This window comes from Parvibaculum sp. (genome assembly GCF_045863935.1).
GTDB lineage: Bacteria > Pseudomonadota > Alphaproteobacteria > Parvibaculales > Parvibaculaceae > Parvibaculum.
In genome coordinates this window covers 32,072-51,666 of the sequence record NZ_BTVP01000003.1, presented here as the reverse complement: position 1 = coordinate 51,666, position 19,595 = coordinate 32,072, and the positions used below count along the sequence as shown (strand labels likewise).

Below are 19,595 nucleotides of genomic sequence, written 5' to 3'. Positions count from 1 at the left end.
AGCGAGGCCTCGGGGTCAGGCCGCCTTGCGAATCGCAACGTCGGCAAGCCGAACACGCAACCCGTCGAGCTCAGGCGTCATGATGAGCTGACATGACAGGCGCGACCACTCGCCACCATAATTCTGGTCGAGCATGTCGAGCTCATCTCCACGTGGCTCGTGTAGCTTCGCGGCCCATTGAGGATCGACCTCCACCTGGCAGGTGCCGCAGGCGCAGGCACCGCCGCATTCCGCCACGATGGGAAACCCGTGATCGCGGATGATTTCCATCACCCGCCACCCTTCAATAGCCTCAAGCTCGCGCTCGCGGCCCTTGCCATCGACAAGGATGATACGCATGAACTGACCTCGGAATGGATATCAGGCGACGCCGAGTTTCTTCTGCAGGCTGGTCGACGACGTCGTGTACTGGAAGGTGACCTTCGCGTCCGGGTTGGCATATTTGAAAGCGGCCTGCGCCATGAGCGCCGCTTCGTGGAAGCCGGAGAGAATGAGCTTCAGCTTGCCCGGATAGGTGTTGATGTCACCGATGGCGAAGATGCCCGGTTCGCTCGACTGGAACTTCTCGGTGTCGACCGGGATAAGGTTCTCGTGAAGGTTGAGCCCCCAATTCGCGATCGGACCGAGCTTCATGGTGAGACCGAAGAACGGCAGCAGAGTGTCGCATTCGATCTCGTAATCATTACCGTCGTTACCCTTCGCGGTGACGCCAGTGAGCTGACCGTTATCGCCATGCAGTGCCGTGATCTGGCCGAGATGGAACTGCATTTTTCCTTCTTCCACCAGCGCATGCATCTTGTTGACGCTATCCGGCGCCGCACGGAACCCATCACGGCGATGAATGAGTTGCATCGACTGCGCGACCGGCTGCAGGTTGATCGTCCAGTCCAGCGCGCTGTCGCCGCCACCGGAGATCAGCACCTTCTTGTTGCGGAAGCTTTCCATCCGTTTGACCGAATAGAAGACGGACTTGCCTTCATAGGCGTCGATGCCGGGAATTGGGGGCTTCTTCGGCTGGAAACTGCCGCCGCCCGCCGCAATCACGACGACCTTTGCTTCGAAAACGAGACCGCCATCGGTCTTTACGCGGAAGCGGCCGTCTTCGAGCTTCTCCAGCTCTTCGACCATCTCGTTGTAGTGATACTGCGGACCGAATGGCGCGGCCTGCTCCATCAGCCGCTCGGTGAGTTCATGGCCGCTGACGACGGGAAGCGCCGGAATGTCATAGATCGGCTTTTCCGGATAGAGCTCGGCGCACTGCCCGCCTGGCTTGTCCAGAATGTCGACAAGGTGACACTTCATGTCGAGAAGGCCGAGCTCGAACACTGCGAAAAGCCCGCAGGGTCCGGCTCCGATGATCACCACATCCGTCGAGATCGCTTCCTGAGTCATTCTCGGTCACCTGTCGTTCCGCCCGCCGCAGGGGCATAATTACCTATAAAAAGTGTGATTATTTATATTTCACAACCTTTCGGGCCTATATAGGTCCGCGATCCCGTAACGCCAAGCAAAAAATTGCCCGATTGGCCGTGACAAACCTTCACCCATGCCTATCTTACGCTGCGCGTATGGCATGGCTGCATGACGTCGTGCCACACCCACCCGCCGGAGACGCTCAATGATTAAATGCAACACGATGCCGGAAGTCCGCAACGAGATCGACAGGATCGACCGTGAGCTCGTGAAGCTGCTTGCGGAGCGGCAGGGCTACATCGAGCAGGCCGGCGCGATCAAGGGCGAGCGCTCGGCCGTGCGCGACGATGCGCGGATCGAAGAAGTGGTGCAGAAGGTACTCGCGGAGGCGGACCGGGCAGGCCTTAGCCGCGCCATCGCCGAACCGATATGGCGTCTGCTGATCGAAAAATCGATCGAGCACGAATTCTCTGTCTTCGACGGAAAGAAGAAGTCAGCCGCGAACGGTTGAGAAAAACGCTTCAGAACTGCTTTTCGGGCAGGTTCACGACGAGGCCGTCGAGGTCGTCCGTCACCTTGATCTGACAGGACAGGCGTGAGTTCTCGCGCACGTCGAAGGCGAAGTCGAGCATGTCTTCTTCCATGCTCTCGGCCGGGCCGACCTTGCCCTTCCAGGCTTCCGCGACATAGACATGGCAGGTCGCGCAGGCGCAGGCGCCGCCGCAATCCGCATCGATGCCGGGAATGGAATTCTTGATGGCGCCTTCCATCACCGTCATGCCGCTCTCGACATCGATGGTGTGTTCCGTGCCGTTGTGCTCGATATAGGTGATCTTCGCCATCTTGCTTTTTCTAGTCCGGAGGTGGAAGGAACCGGCCGCGCCGGAGGGCCCCGCGAAGGACCGGCACATACATGACGCAGGGCCGATTTCTTTTCAACCCCTCAATCGGGAGAGCGCTTTTTCGACGCAGCGTCAGCCTCATAATCGCGCCCGTTGTCCGCCTGTCACGGGCGTCGCATAGTCTCAGGAAACCAAGGACCGGAAGGGCTGGAAATGGCGGACAGGCTCAATATTCTCTTCATCACGGCGGACCAGTGGCGCGGCGAATGCCTCTCCGCATTGGGGCACCCGGCGGTCAGGACACCGAACCTCGACGCGCTGGCGAAGGACGGCGTGCTCTTCACCCGGCACTATGCGAACGCCGTTCCCTGCGGCCCTTCGCGCGCCTCGCTTCACACCGGCATGTATCTGCAGAACCACCGCTCCGGCACCAACGGAACGCCGCTCGACGCGCGCCACACCAACTGGGCGAAGGAAGCAGGACGCCACGGCTACGATCCCGTTCTCTTCGGATACACGGACACGAGCCAGGACCCGCGCGAGGAAGATCCCGAAAGCCCCTGGCTCAGAACCTATGAAGGACCGCTGCCCGGCATCCGCCCTGTCTGCATGATGGGCACATGGCCGACGCCATGGACGAACTGGCTGAAGGAAAACGGCCATGAGGTGCCGGACGACATTCGCTTCGCCTATGGACATCGCGCACCGGGCCCCGAATACGAAGACGGTGCGGCGGCACCCCGCCCGCTCGTCTATGCGAAGGAGATCGACGACACGTCCTATCTCACCAATCGCCTGATCGGCTACATCGCGGAATCAACGGCGCCCTTCATCGCGCATCTTTCGATCCTGCGCCCGCACCCGCCTTTCGTCGCGCCCGAACCCTTCAACGCGATGTACGATCCGGAGACGGTGCCGGGCTTCGCGCGCAAGGAAACGCATGACGCGGAAGGCGCGCAGCATCCCTGGCTCGAACATCAGCTTGGCCGCAAGCTCTTCCGCGCACCGGCAAACGAAAAGAAGCTCCGCAGGCTGAAGGCCGTCTATTACGGGCTGATGTCGGAAGTGGACGAAGCGCTCGGCCGCGTCTTCGCCTTCCTGAAGGAAACGGGCCGCTGGGACAACACGCTGATCGTCTTCACGTCGGATCACGGCGAGCAGATGGGCGATCACTGGCTCATCGGAAAATGCGGCTATTTCGATGCGTCCTACCGCATCCCGCTCATCATCCGCGACCCGCGCAAGGCGGCGGACGGCGCACGCGGAACGCGCGTGACGCGCTTCACAGAGAATGTCGACATCATGCCGACCATGCTCGACCTGATCGGCGCCGAGATACCGGTGCAATGCGACGGCGCATCGCTGAGGCCTTTCCTCGAAGGCCGCGAACCAACGACATGGCGAAGCGAAGCGCATTGGGAATTCGACTTCCGCGACCCCGCCGACGACAGCGCGGAGAAGCGATTGGGATTGACGATGCATCAATGCACGATGAACGTGATCCGCGACGAGAAATTCAAATATGTGCACTTCACGAAGCTGCCGCCGCTCCTCTTCGATCTCGAAAAAGACCCGGACGAATTCGTGAACCGCGCGAACGACCCCGAATACCTGCCCGTGATGCTCGACTATGCGCAGCGGCTTCTCTCCTGGCGCATGAACCATGACGAGCAGACGCTGACCCACATCTCGATCACGGATGACGGGCCGGTGGCGCGCCCCGCCGCGCGATATTGATCCGCTCACGGATGGTTTTCCGGCCCACGCGGGCGGCGCCTCTTCCGGGGATAAACCGCCGCGCTGGCGGGGATAGATCGCGTGTCTTGCGGGGATAAACCGGCCGGCCGCCGGGGATTAAATCAGCGCTATCCGGGGACAAATCACGGCTTTTCGCACCCCACTGTCACAATTCGGGGTTTGCCGCCCTCTCCCAACCCGCTGAATTCATTGGAAGATTGGAAGGCCGGGGATAAGCCGGATGCGACTGTCACCGGAATGTCATCGAACTGTTAAAAACGGCGCCGATATCCCCGCTCCGCATTTTTCCGGCCGGTCTTTTGGGCCGCCTCTCTTCGCGGGTGCATGAGGGGGATATGTTGCGGCGCGGCGAGCAGAGGCCGAGTTATCCCCGGAAGCGGGGAGAAGATTCTTCCCGAAAACTTGTCCCCGGTTTTGGACCGCTTCCCTTTCACGTCATGCCCGGGCTCGACCCACTCTCGTCCGGTTAAGAAGAGCAGGGTTTGATTCAATCCACTTGCGACACGGCACTTTCTCCCTTTTTCGTCATGACCCGGCTCGTCCGGGTCATCCACGTCTTTCTTTCTTCTTTTCAGTTTTTACCTGCCGAAAAGACGTGGATGGCCCGAATAAATCGGGCCATGACGACTTTGGTTGGAGTCGACAACCTCACTTCTGCAACCGGAGTCCGCTTAACCGGACAGCAGTGGGCTCGACCCAGGCATCCAGGGCTGCTGCGAACACCGGGTCAGAGTCATGTGAAGAGGGCGCCGCTTGCGCGGATGCTGGATTGCCGGGTCACGGACCTGCGGTCCGGCCCGGCAATGACGTTCTGTAGATAGAGCCCCTTGCCTCCCTCCCCTTTCTCCGGCACAGCTTTGACGCACGCGGGCAATCAAGCAGAGAATGCTCAGGTGATAGAAAGCCCCCTCACCCTTCCCACCTTCGCGGCTGACGCCGCTTCGGCGGGCGTTCGAGGACGAAAGCTCCTCTGGAGCTTTCTTTCGTCCTCTCACCCCTCTCCCCATAAGGGCGAGGGAAAAGAAGGCCGTCCTCTTTGACCAACATGCACGAAATCGATGCCGTGGTAATCGGCGCAGGCGCCGTGGGGCTTGCTTGCGCGCGGGCGCTGGCGCTGGCGGGGCATGAGACGGTGGTGCTGGAGCGGCATGGCGCTATCGGGACGGAAATCTCGGCGCGCAACAGCGAGGTGATCCATGCAGGCATCTATTATTCGCCCGGAAGCCTGAAGGCGCGGCTCTGCGTGGAGGGCCGCGAGCGGCTTTATGCGTATCTTGAGGCGCGCAGGCTGCCGTACCGGAAATGCGGCAAGCTGATCGTCGCGACGCGGAAGAGCGAGTTTGCCGAACTCCACGGCATCGCGAAGCGCGCACCGGAGGCCGGGGTGCACGACCTGCGCGAGCTGACGAAGCGCGAGGCGCTGGAAATGGAACCGGCGCTCCGGGTGGAGGCGGCACTGCTCTCCCCCTCCACCGGAATCTTCGATGCGCATGCCTATATGCTGAGCCTACAGGGCGATTTCGAGGATGCGGGCGGCGTGATCGCCTTTCACTCGACGGCGACCAGGATTGGAAGGGAAAAACCCGGTTTTGCCGTCCATGTAGAGGGCGCAGAGCCAATGAAACTCCGTTCACGGATGGTTGTGAACGCAGCCGGGCTCTGGGCGCCCGCGCTGGCCGGACAGATCGAAGGCCTCGATCCCTGGGGCAGGCCTCCCGCCTTCTTCGCCAAGGGAAACTATTTTTCGCTGACGGGACGCGCGCCCTTCTCAAGACTGATCTATCCAGTGCCCGAGGAAGCCGGGCTTGGTATTCACCTCACATTCGATATGGGCGGTCAGGCGCGCTTCGGACCTGATGTCGAATGGATCGACGTCCCCGAGGGAACGGAACCGGACTATGCGGTCGACCCGTCGCGCGCGGCGCTCTTTTACGACGCGATCCGCCGCTATTGGCCGGGACTGAAGGACGGCGCGCTCGCCCCCGCCTATGCCGGCGTGCGCCCGAAGCAGAACGGACCGAGCTGGCCGTCCTATGATTTCCGCATATCCGACTACTTCGATCACTTTACGCCCGGCCTCGTCAATCTCTTCGGGATCGAGAGCCCGGGGCTGACGGCATCGCTGGCGATTGCGGAAATGGTGAAGGAGATGGTGGAGGAGTAGGCCTGCCCTGCCTCTCAACCGTCATGACCCGCCCACCGTGATTTCAAAGAAGGGCGGGCCATCCACGTCTTTTTCTTCTTGCGTTGCAGCCAGGACGTCGATGGCCCGGACAAGCCCACTGCTGTCCGGTTTAAATTTTCCCGGGCTGGTTCAAGCTTTTGATTTTGCGAGCGAAACGCCTGTTCGCCAGCACTCGGGACTCGGAACCGCGAAATTGAGTTTACTGGATCACCCGGATGTTCCGATCGGCTCCGAATTCAGAAAGCCGGGCCGTTTTCAAAACCCAAAGCCGTCATGGCCCGCTTTATGCGGGCCATCCACGTCTTTGCGGCACGGAAGGCAGGAAAGAAAGACGTGGATGACCCGGACAAGCCGGGTCATGACGGTTAAATTCGGGATTGAAAATTAAACCGGACAGCAGTGGGGCAAGCCGGGCCATGACGAACTTTATTCTGTAGACTGATAAAATCTCTTTTGTCATCCCGGCACTTCCCTACGGACTGTCATCGCGAGGCCGCCTGCAAGGCGGCCGTGGCGATCCAGAGCGGCCGGCGCGGAGCAAGCGGCTCCTGGATTGCCGCGTCGCGGCTTAGCCGCTCCTCGCAATGACGATAATTATTTCGCAGACCGGAGAAATTCCCGCGTCACGCTTCCATGAAGCTGTCGATGAAGGCGTTGACGGCGGCGGTTGCTTCGCGGATGCGGGCCATGATGCCCGCGCGCGCGGCGAGCGCCGTTGCCTCGGCCTCTTCGGCGAGATCGGCAAGCGTCCAGGCGCCGAGGCCACGGGCGGAACCCTTGAGGCTGTGGGCGGCGTTCTTCCATTCCGTGTCGTCGGCGGCCTCGTCGAGCCGCGCGATATAGACATCCGCCTGGTTGCGGAAGAGACCGAGCAGCTCGTTTTCGAGCGAGCGGTTGCCGAGCGTGTATTTGGAGAGGTGGACGAGGTCGATCGGGCGTCCCGCGCCGCAGGGCGCATCCTGTGAAGCGGCGCCGGGTTCCATCCGCTTTGCGAGGCTCATGAGTCTCATGCCGCCGCTCCTTGTGCCTTCCGATTTGATGTCCTCATGGTAGGAGCGAAGACGATACCGATTGGTTAAGCGGGTCTCCCCGCGCCCGAAAAAATGGCCGTTCGCGGCGCTGCATCCCACGTTTGCAGTTATGGTAAACAGGGTCTAATGTGAGACACACGGGCCGCGGAAGAACCTTGTGAAAATGGCTGCCGCGGTCCTGCGTAAGCCCCTCAAAATTGCCCCCGGCATGCCCCCCGTGTGCGGGGGCTTTCTTTGTCGCCAGCAGGGCGGCGCGCGACATGGTTGACGCCCTTGCCGGGGTCCGACAACTTGAGATGGCTGCAATGACGCAGACGCCGGGAAAGCTCATGAAAAACAAGGATCTGGCCTCCTCCGATACGCCGCGGGAGACGCCCGGCGAAACCGCCGCCGGAAAACCCGCAGAGGCAGGCGCGCCCGTGCGCGCGGCGAACGAGGACAGCCCGACGGGCGGCGCGCTCTATCGCATGATCGCGCGGCGGCCTTCCAGGCGCATTCCGCTGGCGGCGGCGCTGGCGAGCCTTTTGTGGCTCGGCGCGGTGGCCGCCTTCCTGTGGGGACGCTACGGCGCGGAGGGACTGGCTGCGCTCGGCGAATTCGAGACCGGCGCCGTCGTGGCGGCGGCGGCAGGCCCCCTCCTCCTCGTCTGGATGCTCGCCTGGACGATCTGGCGCGGACAGGAAATGAAGCTCATGTCGGAAGCGCTCGCCCGCACGGCGATCCGCCTGTCCGATCCAGAAGACTTCGCGACCGACCAGATAACGACGATTTCGTCGGCCGTGCGCCGCGAACTCGATGCGATGCGCGAAGGGCTCGACGCGGCGCTGAAGCAGGCAGGCGACCTCCGGGAGATCGTGGAACGCGAGGTCGAGGAGATCGACCGGGGTTCGGGCCGCGCGGAATTCCGCACACGGACGATGGAAGACCTCCTCGCCCGCCACAAGCAGAGCCTGGAGGAAATCGCCCGGACGCTCGGCAGCGAAAGCGACACGATTTCGCGTGCGATCCGCGAACAGGTGGACGCCGTGCGCGGCGTTGCGGGCAAGGCGGAAGGCGACCTCGACGCCGCGGGCAAGCGCATGGCCGAACAGGCGGAGGCCCTGTCGCGCACGAGCGAGGCGGCACGCGCGGGCGCCGACCAGACGGCGGCGATGCTGGACCGGCAGAGCTCGCGCCTCGAAGTCGTGGCGGAGACGGCGCTGTCGAAGGCGGACGAAATCGGCAAGCGCTACGAGCTCCAGCGCGAGATCGTCGCGGAGGCCGCCGGACGGCTGGAAGAAGAACACAAGCGGCTCGAAACCGTGTTCGAGGCGCATCGCGACGGCATGAGCGCGGCCGACAAGGCGCTTGCCCGTCACACGGCGGAAATCAGCCGGGCCGTATCGAGCCTGAGCGCCGGCCTCGACACGATCTTCGAGGCGGCGGCGGCACGCGCGGCCGCGCTTCGCGAAAGCATCGCCGGCGAAATCCGCCGCGGCGCCGACGAGGCGGCCGACGCCTCGACCTCGGTGAGCCGCTCGGCGGGCGCGGCGACGCGCGCCATCGGTGCGACGGTGGACGAACTGAAGGCGGCGTCGGGCGCGCTGTCGAACGACGTGTCGCGCGCGGCGAGCGAGGCGATCGCGGCAACGACGGAACGGCTCACTGCCGCGACCCACACGCTCTCCAGCGACGTGATCCAGGCGACGGAAACGATGAGCGACAAGGTGGGCGCGAAGACGGACGAACTGCGCGCGCTCGTCGAACGCGCGGCGGCCGATGGCGACAACGCCACCGACCGCTTCAACGCCGCGATGATCGGCCTTGGCGGCACCGCGCGCGAGGCCGGACGCGCGCTGCACGAGGCGACGGACGAACTCGCAAACCGCATGTCGGAGCTTCCCGCCGAAGCGGCGGAGAGCGCCAACGCGCTGAAGGACGTGCTCGAGGAACAGATATCGGCGCTCGCAACCATCGCTGAAATCGTCGTGCGCCATGCACGCACGCTCGACCGCTCCTCGCCGCAACCCTACCCGGCCTCCACCGAACGCAGCTTTCCGCAGGCGGCGGCGCCGCTGCCCGAAATACAGCGCGCGGGCGGCGACCAGCGCCGCTGGGGCATGTCGGAACTGCTGGCGGCAGCCGAACGGCGCGGCGGCAGCCCGAACGCCTTCGCCGGCAACGAACGCGATTTCCAGCGCGCCTCGCTGCATGTCATCGAAACGCTGCAGGCGCTCGCCATCGACCTCGACCGCGCGCTCGAACAAAGCCCGCCGCCGGAACTCTGGCAGCGCTACCAGGCGGGCGAACGCAACGTCTTCACCCGCCGTCTCTACAATCTCGCGGGCCGCGAGCTCTACGACCGCATTGCGCAGAAATACCGCAAGGAAAGCGAGTTCCGCGCCCATGTCGACCGCTTCCTCGGCAGTTTCGAGGAACTGCTCGGCGCCGCGACGTCGCGCGACCGCGACAATATTCTCGTGGATACCTACCTCACCTCGGACACGGGCAAGGTCTATCTCATGCTCGGCCAGGCGACGGGGAAGCTGAGCTAACGCCCCGCCTTCTCGGGCATCGCCGCGAGCGACTGTTCGAGCGTCCAGAGCGCGAGGGCGGCGAGAACCTCGTCGAGGGCGGCGTCGTAACCGGCGACGACCCCGTCCATGCCGCTGCCCGCCTTCGCCTCAGCCGTGAACTCGCGCGAGGCGACGATGGAATGGTCGCGCAGCCGCACAAGGCGCACGAACAGCGACACACGGACACCCGTCGCGCTTTCGCCGAGGCCCGTGGCGGAAGCGCGATAGGCCTCGAAGGCGCGAATGTCGCCCGACAGCGCGAGGTCCATGCGCACCCGCGCGCCCGGACCGGTGACGGCCGGGAAGCGGCCCGTGCCGGTCAGCGTCTCGACGGCGAGCGAGGCGATCATGCGTGGCGCCCGGTCCGCCCAGCGCGCACCGGCATAATAGGCGATCGAATGCGGCGAGGATTTGTAGACCACGCGCGCCGTGTCGATGGCGGCAGGCGCCGCGAATTCCTCGACGACGAGTTGTGCCGTGGCGCCCGGGCCCGCCGGAACCTCGACCTGCGGCGCGGTGAGCACATAGAGCGAGGGCGGCGGTCCGCTTGCGATATCGGCGAGCGCGCAGGCGGAGAGCGGCAACGCCGCGAAGACGAGAAGCAGAAGGCGCGAGAAGAGCGCCGTATATCGGGTCATCGTTCCATTCCTCATTTCGCCTCGACCTCGGGCACGTTTCTGCCGACGAAGAAGCGCGCCGGATCGTCTTCCGCCCGCGAGGCGATGCGGTCGAGCGAGGTGACGAGCGAGCGCGTCTCGGCGACGAGTTGCGGCAGTTGCGCCAGTCCGGCACCGAGACCGGGACCGCTCTGCTTCAGGACCGCATCGAGCTCCTCGGCGACCTCGCGATAGGCGCGCGCGGCCTCGCGTGCATCGCCGATGAAGGCCTTGACGTCGTCCTTCATGAGATCGTCCGCGCTGCGGCCGATGCTGTTCAGATGGCGCGAGGCTTCCGAGAGCTGCTTGAGAGCGACCGTGACGTCGTCCGAACTGTCGGCAAGCGCCTTCGACATGACGGCGAGATTGGAAAGCGCCTCGTTCACCGACCTCCGGTTCTCCGCCACGAGCTTGTTCAGTTCCTCGATGAGTTCGTTCGCGTTCTGCAGCGTCTCGGGGCCGCTCTTCAAAAGGTCCTGCAGCGAAGACGGCGCGGCGCGGATGACGGGATAATCCTGATCGGGCTTCGCGACGAGAGGCGCCGACTCCGGGCTGCCGCCGGTGAGCTGGATGAAGGCAACGCCGGTGAGGCCGGAGAGTTCGAGCTGCGCGATGGAATCTTCCTTCACCGGGGTGCGCGCATCGATCTCGATGATGGCGACAACCTTGTTGGGGTTGTTGTCCATCAGCCGAAGGTCGGTGACCTTGCCGACGGGAAGGCCGTTATATTGCACCGGCCCAGACTCCGAGAGGCCCGAGACCGAGCCGTCGAAGACGATCCTGTAGTAGGCGAACTGCTTGTTGAGCTGCACCCCGCTCACCCAGAGCAGGAACAGGAAGATGCCCACGATCGCGGCCAGCGTGAAAGCGCCGATCAGGACGTTGTTGGATTTGATTTCCATGACCCTTATTTACCCGCAAGAGCCGCGCGCGCACGCGGCCCGTGAAAATATTCGTGAATCCAGGGATGGCTGCTACGCAACATGTCGTCGATCGTGCCGACGAGGATAACATGCTTCTCCGCAAGCACCGCGATCCTGTCGCAGGTCGCATGAAGCGTGTCGAGATCGTGCGTGACGAGGAAAACGGTGAGGCCCAGCGTTTCCTTGAGATCGTTGATGAGTTCGTCGAAGGCGGCGGCGCCGATCGGGTCGAGGCCCGCCGTCGGCTCATCGAGAAAGAGGATTTCGGGATCGAGCGCGAGCGCGCGCGCAAGCCCCGCCCTCTTGCGCATGCCGCCCGAGAGTTCCGAGGGATAGAGCGCCCCCGCAGTGGGCCGAAGACCGACCATCGCGATCTTCACCGCCGCGAGTTCGTCCATCAGCTCCTGCGAGAGATCGAGATGCTCGCGGTAGGGAACCTGGATGTTTTCGGCGACGGTGAGTGCGGAGAAGAGCGCCCCGTCCTGAAAGAGCACGCCCCAACGTTGCTCGTTCAAGCGCCGCTCGGCCTCCGGAAGCTGCGCGAAATCGAGACCGAAGACGCGAATGCGGCCGGCATCGGGCCGCTTGAGACCGAGAATGGTGCGGAGCAGGACGGACTTGCCCGTGCCCGATCCGCCGACGATGCCGATGATTTCGCCACGCTTCACAGTGAGGTCGAGATTCTCATGGACGACATTGTCGCCGAAGCGCGTATCGAGCCCCTCGACCTCGATGATCGGCTCCCCTTTCCGGCCCGCGCTCATATGTCCACCGCCGTGAAGAACATGGCGAACAGCGCATCGAGAATGATGACGAGAAAGATCGAGCGCACGACGGAACTCGTGGTCATGGCGCCGACGGATTCGGCGCTGCCCGTGACGGCAAGCCCGGCGCGGCAGCCGACCAGCGCGATGACCGCGGCCATGAAAGGCGCCTTCACGAGGCCAACGCCGAAGGTCCAGAAGCCGACCGCCTCCTGCACGCGCGTGATGTAGACGCCGGGCGACATGTCGAGCATGAAGAAGACGACAAGACCGCCCCCGACAAGGCCCATGACATCGGCAATGAAGGTGAGGAGCGGCAGCGTGACGGTGAGCGCGGCGACGCGCGGCAGGACGAGCATGTCCATCGGATCGAGGCCGAGCGTGCGCATGGCGTCGATTTCCTCGCGCATCTTCATCGACCCGATCTCGGCCGTGAAGGCGCTGCCCGACCGGCCGGCCACGATGATCGCGGTGAGAAGGAGCCCCACTTCGCGCAGGAAAATGATGGCAATGAGATTGACGGTGAAGACTTCCGCACCGAACTGGCGGAGCTGCACCGCGCCTTGCTGGGCGACCACGGCGCCGATCAGGAAGGTGAGAAGACAGACGAGCGGCAGCGCGTCGAAGCCCGACTTCTCCATGTGATGAACGAAGGGAACCAGGCGGAAACGCCGCGGATTGGCGATGGTCCGCCCGACGGTGACGATGACGGCACCGACGAAGCCGAGCATGGCGCGGGCCTCGGCGGCCATGATGAGCGAGGTCTCGCCGATCTTGCCGAGGATCTGGAGATAGAGCGGCACCGGCGGCCGGCGCACGGGCTCCGGCTCACCGAAACCTCCGACCTTGTCGAGCAGAAGATGTTGCGCTTCCGAAACGCCTTCGAAATCCACCCGCAGGCCCTGCTCCTCGAACCGGGCCGCGGTGCGCGATATGATGGCGGCGGCGGCCGTATCGAAGCGCGAGACGGCGGAGAGATCGATCACGGCGCGGTTTGCATCACCGGGCTTCGCGGCGAGCTTGCGCAACTCGCCATCCACCTTGTTGAGGTGGACAATGGACCAGTTGCCCGCCGCTTCGAGGCGGAGCACCCGGTTTTCGATGTCCGTGCGGTATGAGGCGGGCTCGTCCGCCTCGTTCTCTGCCCCGCGACTGCTCAATCCGGCCAAAATTCCCCCGATTTCGGCAGTGACCCTGCTCAAGTAGCCACTCTGCCTGCCGATCGCGACAACGGCAAGCGCGTGCCGCGCCAGTCTGTCGCATGCCCTTTCCTTTGCGGCGGATTAGGTTAGGTTTCGATCCGCCCCGGCACAGGACGGGGCTTCGACCGATACAGTTTTCCAGGAGGTTCTTATGCGTGGCATTTTCACAGGTCTGGCGGCGCTCGCTCTCGTCATGACGGTGTCCGGAGCGGCACTGGCAGACGACGATGGCGGCGATATCGCCAAGGGAAAGAAGATCTTTGCCCGCTGCAAGGCCTGCCACACGGTTGAAGAAGGCGGCCCCGACCGCATCGGCCCGAACCTCCACGGCGTGTTCGGCCGTACCGTCGGCACGAAGGAAGGCTTCAAGTTTTCCGACGCGATGATCCAGCACGGCAAGGACGGTCTCGTCTGGAGCGAGGAAACGCTCGACACCTATCTCGAGAAGCCCGCCGCCATGGTTCCCGGCACGCAGATGGCTTTCCCCGGTCTCAAGAAGGAAGACGATCGCGAAGACCTGATCGCCTATCTCAAGAGCGAGACCGGCGCCGAGTAAACCCGGCTGCCGGCCCCATACCTCCGGTAAAAAGTTTCAGAGCATTTCCCCGCGCGCATGTTCCGCGCGGGCGGCGCCGATGGCCGTCTCGACGTTCTTGACCTCTTCCGGCGGCGGCACGACGGCCGGAAAGCCGAGCGCGCCGATCCACAGTTCCCGGGTCCAGCCGGTCGTGTGATAGAGGTGATGATCCTCGTCCTGCTCGACCGCCTCGTAGGCCTCCTTCAGGATTTGCGCGGTTTCGCCCGTGCTGTTCCCGGCGACGTGACCGATCAGTTCCCAGTTCAGATGGTCCTTGGTTTCGGCGAGCACGACGCATTCGCCCGCGACAAGCTGGGCCGCGTCCGCATCGCCTTCCGCGCGCGCCATCTGCATCGCCTTTACGAGCGACTGACCAAGATGCGCGACGACCTTGCGGCCGGGCGTCTGCGCCTCCGGGTCGAGCCCGAGCTTCTCGAAGACACCCAGCAACGTCTTGTGATGCCCGCGCGTCTCCTTGAGATAGCCCTGCCATTCTTCCTTCAGGTCGCTATTGGCGGCGCAGGAAACCGCCGTCTCGTAGATTTCAATGCCACCCGCTTCAGTCTCGAGCGCCTGATAGAGAAGCTCGTGAAGCTGTGCCTCGTCATATTTGCTCTTCGCCATGATGGTTCTCGCCTCGTTGGGGTTTCGGGGTATCAGCTCGATAGAAAGCGGATCAGGAAGCTGCGGCAGCGCGCTCGGCTTGCCCGATATATTCAACCGACCACTGGGGGGAAGGATCGCCGACGCCCTGCACGTAAATGCGCGACGGCTCGCATTCGACGTGCCCTTCCCAGACGGGACCGTTCGCAATGATCGGCATTTCGTAGTCGGGACCGACATAGATGAGCACGCCGGCATTGGCAGGCTCGACAGTGACGCGCAGCATCGCCGTGACCGATCCCGGCGGCACGAGGTCCGCAAGATCGACCTCGGTGGCATTGGAAAGAAGTGTGGTAGGCATCCTTGTTCCTGTTCTTGTCTACGCCCGCGCAGCGCATCGCGAGCGGCACCCCCCCTTCGCCAGTCCCTTGTTGCTCTCGCCTTCCGGTTTGCAGTTAACGGACGTCCCGGCCCGCGGTTCCGGAGACGAAACGGAAAACGCCGTGGAAAAGGCCGCCGAAAGCTCCCGAATCCGGATGCCATCGCTCATGGAACGGAAGCTGCAGCGAAGGGCATGAGGGTTCCATCTCCTGTTCCGGAACGGGACAAGAGAGGTGCAACAGGTTCAATATGGGGCAACTCCGCGCACACAAAGTCCGGCGCGGGATGAGTAGAGAAGAATGAATCCGACACCTGCATTCCGCAGACTTTCAGCGATCCTTCCCGGTCTCGTGCTGGTGTTGAGCCTCGCGGTGTCGATCTACGACCCGCAGGGCACGGGCAGTTTCCTGCGGAATCAGGTCTTCGATCTCTACCAGTACCTGCTGCCGCGCCAGGCCGGGCCGGATGGTCCCCATGCCGTCTATATCGACATCGACGCCGAAACGGCGAAGACCTATGGCGCATGGCCCTGGCCGCGCAAGCGCCTCGACGATCTCATGGAGCGGGTCCAGAGCGCGGGCGCAAGCGCCATCCTGATCGACATGCCGCTGGCCGATGCGGACCCGACCGCATCGAGCGAATTGCTGCGGCTCTGGGCGCCGCTGCCGGCGGACGATGCCTTGGGCGGCCTCGGGCAATCGCTGACGCGGCTCCCGAACTATGAACGCGAACTTGCGGCGCTTCTTGCCTCGACGCCTTCCGTCGTCTCCTTCGTGCCCGGCAAGACCGCTTTCCAGAATGCCCATGCCCCGCTTCGCCCGGCGACGATCTCGCCGCGAGGCGGCGACCCGCGCCACTATCTGAACGCCTACGCGACCTGGCGCGCGACGCTGCCCGCCTTCGAGGCCGCGGCGAAAGGCAATGGCGCCACCCTGCCCAATCTCGGTCACGACACGACCGTGCGCAGCCTGCCGATGCTGACCGACCTCAACGGGACGCTATACCCCTCGAACGTGCTCGAGGCGCTGCGCGTGGCGAAGGGCGGCGCGGGCTACAGCGTGCAGGTGGCGACGCCCGACAACGGCTTTTCCTTCGAGATCGAGCCGGGCATCGAACGCATCCTCATCGACGGCACCGGGTTTGCCGCCGAAACACTGCGCGACGGTAGCCTCGTTCTCTATTTCGGCGACAAGACGACGCGCCACCGCATCTCCGCCGGCCAGATTCTGTCCAGCCGCGCCGACCCGGCCGCCATCGAAGGCCGCATCGCGCTGATCGGCGTGTCGGCCAACGGCTCCGAGCGCATGTATGGAACGCCGACGGGCGTGCGCATGGCGTCTGGCGCGATCGCCGCCAACGCCATCGACCAGATCCTCGACGGAAGCTTCCTGACGCGGCCGGGCTGGGCCTCCGTTGCCGAACAGGTCTTCACGCTGTTCGCGGGCGTGCTCGTGATCCTCGTGGTGCGGCGCTTCCGTTTCCGCTGGGGTGTTGCGCTGACGCTCGTGCTCGCCGGCGGAGCGGCTTACGGTTCGTGGTGGGCTTTCGAGACTCATCGCTGGCTGATCGATCCCGCGCTTGGCGGCGTGACGCTTTTTGCTGCCGCCCTCACCTGCGCGCTCATGATGCGGCTGCACACGGAAGACGAAATCCGCTTCATCGAGACGCAGTTCGCCCGCCGCCTGTCCTCATCGGGACTTGCCAGGGTGAAGGCGAACCCGCGCATGATCCGGGCGGAAGGCTCGCTGCGCGACGTGACGTCGGTCGTCGTGGGGCTGCGCGGCTTCAACATCATTTCCGACCGCTACCTGGAAGACCCGACGGCCTATGCCGACATCCTGAACCGCTTCTTCTCGCCCATGACGAAGATCGTGCAGGACCGGAACGGCATGATCGACCGGACGGTGGGCGATGCGCTCTATGCGGTGTGGAACGCGCCGCTCGACGCCTCCGACCATGCCTCGAAGGGCTGCGATGCGGCGCTGCGCATGGTGGAAAATCTCGAGGCGCTGAACGAATTCCTGGAGGAAGACGCGCGCCGCCAGCACCTGAGCCATGTGCCGCTGAGCCTTTCCATCGGCATCGACACGGGCACCGCGATCACCGGCAATATGGGCGCGATCCAGCGCTTCGACTATGGCGTGCTTGGCGAGCCGGTGAGCTTTGGCGCTTACCTGCAGAAAAATGCGAAACATTACGGACCGGCGATCATCGTCGGCGAAGGCACGCAGCGCGCCGTCGGCGACCGCTATGCGCTTCTCGAAATCGACCTCGTCTCGACGCCTCGCCACCCGGAAGGCCGCCGCGTTTTCGCGCTGCTCGGCGATCCGATCATGCGGGCGAACCCGAAGTTCCGCGCCCTGCAGGAAGCCCATACGCTGATCTTCTCGGCCTATCGCAACCAGCGCTGGGCGGAGGCCCGGGCGGCCATTACCGAATGCCGCAAGCTCAACGGCGCCATCCCCACGCTTTACGACTTCTACGAGGCGCGGATCGCGGCCTATGAGGCGAACCCGCCCGGCGAACACTGGAACGGCGCCTTCTTCGCGGGCCGTATCTGATCCAGTATGCGTTGGGTCCCGTTTTGGGGCTTGGAGACAGCGCACACAAAAGCCATCATCGCGCGCCAACTTCCCCATATTGCCCGAGGGAACGAGAAAGACGCCGATGCGCGAGATCACTGCCGAAATCCAGTCCTGGCCGATTGCCGGGGCCTTCACCATTTCGCGCGGCGCAAAGACCGAGGCCCGCGTGGTGGTGGCGAGCGTCAGCGAGCACGGGCTGACGGGTTACGGCGAATGCGTCCCTTACGCGCGCTACGGCGAGAACGAAAAGGACGTGGTTGCGGCGATCAAGGCGCAGCAGCCGGCGATCTCGGACGGCATGGGCCGGGCGGAGCTGCAGCGCGTCATGCCGCGCGGCGCGGCGCGGAACGCGCTGGACTGCGCGCTCTGGGACCTCGAAACGAAGCTCGCGGGCAAACCCGCCTGGGAACTCGCGGGCCTTGGGGCACCGCGGGCGCGGACCACCGCCTATACGCTGAGCCTTGCCGCGCCCGGAGAAATGCACGAGGCGGCGAAGGCGGCCGCGCACCGGCCGATCCTGAAACTGAAACTCGGACAGGGCGGCGAGGAAGACGTGGCGCGCGTCGAGGCCGTGCGCGCGGGCGCGCCGAACGCCGCGCTCATCGTCGATGCGAACGAGGGCTGGAAGCCCGAAGACGTGTTGCCGCTGGCGCATGAATTCGCGCGGCTCGGCGTGTCGCTGATCGAACAGCCGGTGCCCGCCAAAGAAGACGAGGTTCTGCGCGGGATCGAAAGCCCCGTCCCTCTCTGCGCCGATGAAAGCGCGCATGGGCTCGAAGGCATGCGCCGTCTCGTCGGCCTCTACGATTTCATCAATGTGAAGCTCGACAAGACGGGCGGCCTGACCGAGGCGCTGGCCGTCATCCGCTGCGCGAAGCTGCGGAACCTGCGCGTGATGGTGGGCTGCATGGTCTCGACCTCGCTCGCCATGGCGCCCGCGATGCTGGCCGCACAGCAGGCGGATTATGTCGACCTCGACGGGCCGCTGCTGCTGGCGCAGGACCGCGAGCCCTCGTTGCGCTACGAAGGCAGCCTCGTCTATCCGCCCGAAAGCAAGCTCTGGGGCTGAACGCCCTCAGATGTTCAACACGATCTTACCGAAATGCGACGCGCCCTGCATGAGGCGGAAAGCTTCCTGCGCGTCGGCGAGCGGGAAACGCTTGTCGATCACGGGATGGATGTCGTTCTGCTCGATGGCGCGCGACATCTCCTCGAAATGGGTGCGGCTGCCGACCGTGATGCCGCTGATCTTGAGGTTCTGCGCGAAGATCGCCGCGACGTTCACATCCTTGCTGAGGCCGGTCAGGATACCGATGACGGCGACATGGCCGCCGACGCGGGCCGCCATGATGGAGCGCGGGAAGGTGTCGGCGCCGCCAACCTCCACGACATGATCGACGCCGCGCCCGCCTGTGAGACGGCGCGCTTCCTTTTCCCAGTCCGGCGTTCGCTTGTAGTTGATCGCATCGTCCGCGCCGAGCTTCCTCGCGCGCTCGATCTTTTCGTCCGACGACGAGGTGACGATCACGCGCGCGCCCATCGCCTTGGCGAATTGCAGCGCGAAGATCGACACGCCGCCCGTGCCTTGCACGAGCACCGTGTCGCCCGCCTTGAGATTGCCCTCGACGACGAGCGCGCGCCAGGCGGTAAGCGCGGCGCAGGGCAGACAGGCGACCTCTTCGTCGGAAAGATTGGCGGGCGCCTTCGACATGCCCTCCGCCGAGAGAACCATGTATTCCTGCGCGCAACCGTCGATGGGGCTGCCGAGCGCCGTCGGCCCGAGTTGCTCTGCGACGGGACCGCCCGCAAGCCAGCCCTGGAAGAAGCCCGGCGCGACGCGGTCGCCCTTCTTGAGGCGCCGGACGCCCTCGCCCACCTCGACGACTTCGCCGCAGCCATCCGACAGCGGCACGAGCGGCAGGAGGTTGGGGTTGCCACCGAAGGTGACAGTGGCGAGATCGCGGTAGTTGAGCGAGCCGGCCTTCATCTTCAGCACCACCTGGCCCGGCCTCGCCTTCGGCACGTCCCGTTCCTTGAGCTTCAGATTTTCGATTCCGAAACTGCCCTCGAGCACCAGCGCGCGCATGTCGGTTCCTCCATTTGAAATTGCTTTTGCAGCA

18 protein-coding genes are annotated in these 19,595 nt (G+C 64.3%); 7 read left to right on the top strand and 11 right to left on the bottom strand.

Annotated elements, in window-relative coordinates; genetic code table 11:
* Nucleotides 1–15: 15 nt before the first annotated feature.
* Both ACKUUH_RS02275 and ACKUUH_RS02270 read right to left on the bottom strand, forming a co-directional pair.
* Entirely contained in the window at nt 16–339 is a 324-nt protein-coding gene (locus ACKUUH_RS02275; protein WP_407948230.1) for a 2Fe-2S iron-sulfur cluster-binding protein, read from the bottom strand.
* Nucleotides 340–360: 21 nt separating this feature from the next.
* The gene (locus ACKUUH_RS02270; RefSeq protein WP_407948229.1) at nt 361–1,392 is read right to left on the bottom strand and encodes an NAD(P)/FAD-dependent oxidoreductase; all 1,032 of its coding nucleotides are present in this window, start codon (nt 1,390–1,392) and stop codon (nt 361–363) included.
* A 226-nt stretch (nt 1,393–1,618) separates the two neighbouring features.
* Here ACKUUH_RS02270 and ACKUUH_RS02265 point away from each other — a divergent pair, with 226 nt between their 5' ends.
* Entirely contained in the window at nt 1,619–1,924 is a 306-nt protein-coding gene (locus tag ACKUUH_RS02265) for a chorismate mutase (RefSeq protein WP_407948228.1), read from the top strand.
* A 10-nt stretch (nt 1,925–1,934) separates the two neighbouring features.
* Here ACKUUH_RS02265 and ACKUUH_RS02260 read toward each other — a convergent pair whose 3' ends face one another.
* A complete protein-coding gene (locus tag ACKUUH_RS02260; protein ID WP_407948227.1) occupies nt 1,935–2,255 on the bottom strand; it encodes a 2Fe-2S iron-sulfur cluster-binding protein in 321 nt (106 codons plus the stop codon).
* Nucleotides 2,256–2,468: 213 nt separating this feature from the next.
* Here ACKUUH_RS02260 and ACKUUH_RS02255 point away from each other — a divergent pair, with 213 nt between their 5' ends.
* Both ACKUUH_RS02255 and ACKUUH_RS02250 read left to right on the top strand, forming a co-directional pair.
* Nucleotides 2,469–3,992 carry an alkaline phosphatase family protein gene (locus ACKUUH_RS02255; protein WP_407948226.1) on the top strand — a complete coding sequence of 508 codons (1,524 nt, stop codon included), beginning with the start codon at nt 2,469–2,471 and terminating at the stop codon, nt 3,990–3,992.
* A gap of 1,066 nt (nt 3,993–5,058) precedes the next feature.
* The gene (locus ACKUUH_RS02250; protein WP_407948309.1) at nt 5,059–6,177 is read left to right on the top strand and encodes an NAD(P)/FAD-dependent oxidoreductase; all 1,119 of its coding nucleotides are present in this window, start codon (nt 5,059–5,061) and stop codon (nt 6,175–6,177) included.
* 644 nt (nt 6,178–6,821) lie between these two features.
* Here the strand turns inward: ACKUUH_RS02250 and ACKUUH_RS02245 are convergent.
* The gene (locus tag ACKUUH_RS02245; protein ID WP_407948225.1) at nt 6,822–7,208 is read right to left on the bottom strand and encodes an Hpt domain-containing protein; all 387 of its coding nucleotides are present in this window, start codon (nt 7,206–7,208) and stop codon (nt 6,822–6,824) included.
* 350 nt (nt 7,209–7,558) lie between these two features.
* Between ACKUUH_RS02245 and ACKUUH_RS02240 the strand changes: the two genes are divergently transcribed.
* Nucleotides 7,559–9,763: a hypothetical protein gene (locus tag ACKUUH_RS02240; protein ID WP_407948224.1), complete on the top strand. Its 2,205-nt coding sequence runs from the start codon at nt 7,559–7,561 to the stop codon at nt 9,761–9,763.
* Here the strand turns inward: ACKUUH_RS02240 and ACKUUH_RS02235 are convergent.
* The 4 genes from ACKUUH_RS02235 to ACKUUH_RS02220 are packed head-to-tail and all read right to left on the bottom strand — an operon-like array spanning nt 9,760 to nt 13,287.
* The gene (locus ACKUUH_RS02235) at nt 9,760–10,422 is read right to left on the bottom strand and encodes an ABC-type transport auxiliary lipoprotein family protein (RefSeq protein WP_407948223.1); all 663 of its coding nucleotides are present in this window, start codon (nt 10,420–10,422) and stop codon (nt 9,760–9,762) included. The genes ACKUUH_RS02240 and ACKUUH_RS02235 overlap by 4 nt on opposite strands.
* 11 nt (nt 10,423–10,433) lie before the next feature.
* Nucleotides 10,434–11,342 (bottom strand): MlaD family protein, encoded by a 909-nt coding sequence (locus ACKUUH_RS02230; RefSeq protein ID WP_407948222.1) that lies wholly within the window; start codon nt 11,340–11,342, stop codon nt 10,434–10,436.
* A gap of 5 nt (nt 11,343–11,347) precedes the next feature.
* Nucleotides 11,348–12,127 (bottom strand): ABC transporter ATP-binding protein, encoded by a 780-nt coding sequence (locus tag ACKUUH_RS02225; RefSeq protein WP_407948221.1) that lies wholly within the window; start codon nt 12,125–12,127, stop codon nt 11,348–11,350.
* Nucleotides 12,124–13,287, bottom strand: a complete 1,164-nt coding sequence (locus ACKUUH_RS02220) for an MlaE family lipid ABC transporter permease subunit (RefSeq protein ID WP_407948220.1) — start codon at nt 13,285–13,287, stop codon at nt 12,124–12,126. The genes ACKUUH_RS02225 and ACKUUH_RS02220 overlap by 4 nt, the downstream gene beginning before the upstream one ends.
* Before the next feature lie 193 nt (nt 13,288–13,480).
* Between ACKUUH_RS02220 and ACKUUH_RS02215 the strand changes: the two genes are divergently transcribed.
* On the top strand, nt 13,481–13,885 hold the full coding sequence (locus ACKUUH_RS02215; protein WP_407948219.1) for a c-type cytochrome: 405 nt from the start codon (nt 13,481–13,483) through the stop codon (nt 13,883–13,885).
* Between the two features lie 36 nt (nt 13,886–13,921).
* On the opposite strand, the gene ACKUUH_RS02210 is transcribed toward ACKUUH_RS02215, so the two are convergent.
* Nucleotides 13,922–14,530: a hypothetical protein gene (locus tag ACKUUH_RS02210; protein ID WP_407948218.1), complete on the bottom strand. Its 609-nt coding sequence runs from the start codon at nt 14,528–14,530 to the stop codon at nt 13,922–13,924.
* 52 nt (nt 14,531–14,582) lie between these two features.
* Nucleotides 14,583–14,870: a hypothetical protein gene (locus ACKUUH_RS02205; RefSeq protein ID WP_407948217.1), complete on the bottom strand. Its 288-nt coding sequence runs from the start codon at nt 14,868–14,870 to the stop codon at nt 14,583–14,585.
* A gap of 319 nt (nt 14,871–15,189) precedes the next feature.
* Here ACKUUH_RS02205 and ACKUUH_RS02200 point away from each other — a divergent pair, with 319 nt between their 5' ends.
* Both ACKUUH_RS02200 and dgcA read left to right on the top strand, forming a co-directional pair.
* Nucleotides 15,190–17,451 (top strand): CHASE2 domain-containing protein, encoded by a 2,262-nt coding sequence (locus ACKUUH_RS02200; RefSeq protein ID WP_407948215.1) that lies wholly within the window; start codon nt 15,190–15,192, stop codon nt 17,449–17,451.
* A gap of 106 nt (nt 17,452–17,557) precedes the next feature.
* A complete protein-coding gene (gene dgcA / locus ACKUUH_RS02195) occupies nt 17,558–18,544 on the top strand; it encodes an N-acetyl-D-Glu racemase DgcA (RefSeq protein WP_407948214.1) in 987 nt (328 codons plus the stop codon).
* A gap of 6 nt (nt 18,545–18,550) precedes the next feature.
* Here dgcA and ACKUUH_RS02190 read toward each other — a convergent pair whose 3' ends face one another.
* Nucleotides 18,551–19,561 (bottom strand): zinc-dependent alcohol dehydrogenase family protein, encoded by a 1,011-nt coding sequence (locus tag ACKUUH_RS02190; protein WP_407948213.1) that lies wholly within the window; start codon nt 19,559–19,561, stop codon nt 18,551–18,553.
* Nucleotides 19,562–19,595: the final 34 nt, after the last annotated feature.

Coding starts and splice junctions, on each gene's coding strand:
- ACKUUH_RS02205 (WP_407948217.1), bottom strand. CDS start 14,870: ATGCCTACCACACTTCTTTCCAATGCCACCGAGGTCGATCTTGCGGAC.
- ACKUUH_RS02200 (WP_407948215.1), top strand. CDS start 15,190: ATGAATCCGACACCTGCATTCCGCAGACTTTCAGCGATCCTTCCCGGT.
- ACKUUH_RS02240 (WP_407948224.1), top strand. CDS start 7,559: ATGAAAAACAAGGATCTGGCCTCCTCCGATACGCCGCGGGAGACGCCC.
- dgcA (WP_407948214.1), top strand. CDS start 17,558: ATGCGCGAGATCACTGCCGAAATCCAGTCCTGGCCGATTGCCGGGGCC.
- ACKUUH_RS02190 (WP_407948213.1), bottom strand. CDS start 19,561: ATGCGCGCGCTGGTGCTCGAGGGCAGTTTCGGAATCGAAAATCTGAAG.
- ACKUUH_RS02260 (WP_407948227.1), bottom strand. CDS start 2,255: ATGGCGAAGATCACCTATATCGAGCACAACGGCACGGAACACACCATC.
- ACKUUH_RS02275 (WP_407948230.1), bottom strand. CDS start 339: ATGCGTATCATCCTTGTCGATGGCAAGGGCCGCGAGCGCGAGCTTGAG.
- ACKUUH_RS02255 (WP_407948226.1), top strand. CDS start 2,469: ATGGCGGACAGGCTCAATATTCTCTTCATCACGGCGGACCAGTGGCGC.
- ACKUUH_RS02225 (WP_407948221.1), bottom strand. CDS start 12,127: ATGAGCGCGGGCCGGAAAGGGGAGCCGATCATCGAGGTCGAGGGGCTC.
- ACKUUH_RS02245 (WP_407948225.1), bottom strand. CDS start 7,208: ATGAGACTCATGAGCCTCGCAAAGCGGATGGAACCCGGCGCCGCTTCA.
- ACKUUH_RS02215 (WP_407948219.1), top strand. CDS start 13,481: ATGCGTGGCATTTTCACAGGTCTGGCGGCGCTCGCTCTCGTCATGACG.
- ACKUUH_RS02230 (WP_407948222.1), bottom strand. CDS start 11,342: ATGGAAATCAAATCCAACAACGTCCTGATCGGCGCTTTCACGCTGGCC.
- ACKUUH_RS02210 (WP_407948218.1), bottom strand. CDS start 14,530: ATGGCGAAGAGCAAATATGACGAGGCACAGCTTCACGAGCTTCTCTAT.
- ACKUUH_RS02265 (WP_407948228.1), top strand. CDS start 1,619: ATGATTAAATGCAACACGATGCCGGAAGTCCGCAACGAGATCGACAGG.
- ACKUUH_RS02270 (WP_407948229.1), bottom strand. CDS start 1,392: ATGACTCAGGAAGCGATCTCGACGGATGTGGTGATCATCGGAGCCGGA.
- ACKUUH_RS02250 (WP_407948309.1), top strand. CDS start 5,059: ATGCACGAAATCGATGCCGTGGTAATCGGCGCAGGCGCCGTGGGGCTT.
- ACKUUH_RS02235 (WP_407948223.1), bottom strand. CDS start 10,422: ATGACCCGATATACGGCGCTCTTCTCGCGCCTTCTGCTTCTCGTCTTC.